The 2,672-nt window shown below is 63.7% G+C and carries 1 pseudogene; it reads left to right on the top strand.

Annotated elements, in window-relative coordinates:
* A pseudogene (locus tag ACE3UY_RS04735) lies at positions 1 to 2,536 on the top strand (hypothetical protein); the annotation flags it as partial.
* Positions 2,537 to 2,672: the final 136 nt, after the last annotated feature.

A 2,672-nucleotide genomic window follows, 5' to 3' on the forward strand; every position in this document is an offset into this window, starting at 1 on the left:
CCAGCCGCGCGAGGAGATCGACGCGCGCTGGATGGAGGGAATTGTGAACCTCCTGCGGGAGGCGATAGATGAGATCCCGCTCGAACGGCGCGGCTACCTCATCTCGAAGCTGGGAACCACAACCGGCGGCATCGAGTTCGACTGGAACGAGGCTGATGCCCAAAGCAAGGAGGAGTTCGTCGCCACGCGCGCCCAGGACGCCCTGGCCGTCAACCGGCCGGCTGAGGCGCTCCAGCTATTGTCGGAGATTCGCGACCGGCTGCCCGGAAGCCCGCTGTTCCGTTTGGAGGCGCAGGCGTTGGAGACGCTCGGCCGCTACCCGGAGGCGCGCATTGTAGCGAATGAGGGACTTTTCTCGGCGCGTCAAGCCGGTGATGTCGCTCTAGAACTCGACCTGCTCTTCGTGGCCTTGCGAGCCAACGAGAAGTTGGGGCACTTCGGCCGGGCGGCAAAACTACTGGCCCGCATCGCCGGACTCGACGCCGCCCCGGAACCGGCGCGGCGGGAGTTGCTGGCGCTGGAAATCCTCATGCACCGCCTGCGATTGTGCCGGCTTGACCCGAATGAGTGCGCCCCCGAACCGGCGACCATCGACCAAGCCCATGAGGCGCTTGACGCGCTGGCCGATACAGCCTTGCGCTCCCAGCCCGGCCTGCTACTGGATGTGGTGGAGGAGATCGGCGTCGAGCGGCCGGAGACGGTCGGCCGCGCGGTGACCGCGTTCAGCGCGACGTTCGCCGCCGAGGCCGGCCGGCGGCAACTGGCCGCCCTGCTGCGCGACTGGAGCCGCGCGCCGGGCAAGCAGCGCAAGCAGTCGGCCAGCGCGTTGGCGAACGTGGCGCAACTGCTCGACGCCGGGCAACCTGAGCGGGCGATGGCAGCGGTGGGGGCGGCGCAACCGGACGACTGGCCTGACTTCTTCCGGCAACTGTTCGCCCTGCACGCGCCGACGCAGCCGTTCGTGTCCGGACTGGTGGCGCTGTTGCGCGGCTCGCTGAGCGGCGGCGCGCCGCCGGGCACGCTGACAGCCGCCCTGCTGGATCAGGTTGCGCAGGGGCTGTTCAACTCGTTTGAGACGCACGACAGCTTGATGGCCTTCCTTCAGGCCGAGTTCCCCGATGAGATTGGCAAACTGCCAACGGGCGACAGCACCTACAACAACACGCTGCTGAGCGTCGCCACGCTGTTCGAGCGGCAGGGCAAGACCGAAGCGCTGGTCGAGCGCGCCCTGCAGCGCCAGCCGGATAACCGTATCTTGCAGGCGTTGCAGCAGCAGCTCACCGTCCCTGGCGGCGAGAAGTACCCTGCAGGGCCAACTAGCCCGGGCGATACCGTAGTAGCCGGGAACTTCACCGGCTCAGTCATCACGGGCAGCAACGTATCCCTCAGTGGTAATTTCACGGGATCGGTCATCAACATCCTCAACCGATCCATGCCGCGGGAACAACTCAATGCCTTGCCCAAGGCCATGCCGCTCAACTCGTTCGATCAGACGGGGCCGGTGTGGGCCGCGCCGGAACTCATCTTCAACTGGGCGCTGGGCATGCGCCAGGCGATGCGCGCCGTATGCAAAGTGGAGGGGGCTGAGACCATATGCACCGGCTTCCTGGTGGCGCCGGACTTACTGCTCTTACCGAGTTGGATTACCACTAGAGAGGCCGACCGCAGAAAGTGGGAGCAGGGCATAAAGCAAGCTAAGTTCGACGATTTGGAGGCGCCCAACGGCGCAGCGGGCGCGCCTACGGTCTATCGTTTCGCCGATGATTGGCTGGTGGCGAAGAATGACACCGGCTTCGGCTTTGAGGGTAATGTCCCACTCGGCTACATCCTCGCGCGGCTGAAGGATAGTCCGGGCGATGACCTGGTTCCAGGCGAGGACATGGTTCGCGGCTGGCTGTCACTCACGCCAGAACCAGTAACCGCCGGCCGCAGCCTTTCCATCTTGCATCACGTGCAGGGTGGCCCCCAGAGGCTCGAATTTGCCCAGGCGCAGTCTGGAGCCGATGGGGATCTGCGCATCGATCTCTTCAGCCCTTTTCGCGCGGTTGGCGCAGCCGGCGCGCCCTGCTTTGATGAGAAGTGGCAAGTAGTTGCGATTCGACACGGCCTTCAGCAGCGGCCAAGCCCCCAGGAAACCCGACAAGGAAAGAAGTCCAGTAGTACCCTCATCATACTATGGGCGCGCGACCTACTGGCCGATCCTATTTTCGTGGACGCGCTGAAAAAGCATCTGCCTGAAATCGATCTGACGCCGGAGGATAAAGCGGCGCGGCTGAACCGGCTGCAAGCAATGCTCAACGACGTGTTCACCTTTGAAGAGCTACAATCCGTGGTCTTTGACCTGGGTGTTGACTGGGATAGCTTGCAGGGCGAGACGCGCTCGGTAAAAGCGCGGGCGCTGCTCGACTATATGGAAAGGCGCGATCAACTGGATGCGTTGATCCAGCGCGTCGCGGTGTTGCGCCCACAGATGAACTGGCATAGACAGCAGCCAAAAGCGCCCAGAGCACAAACTGGGCCAGATCAATTAGAATAGACAGTCAGGAGGTATCACGATGTCCGATAGCACGCCGATCAAAGCCTGTATTGACAAGGTTCTCCCGCCCGAACTAGAGGAAAAGGCCAAAGAGATCGCCTTGGCCGAGAACCCCAAGAACGCGCCGCGCCCGGCC

Origin of the sequence: Promineifilum sp. (SeqCode), assembly GCF_041918635.1 — a bacterium.
Taxonomy (GTDB): Bacteria; Chloroflexota; Anaerolineae; order Promineifilales; family Promineifilaceae; genus Promineifilum.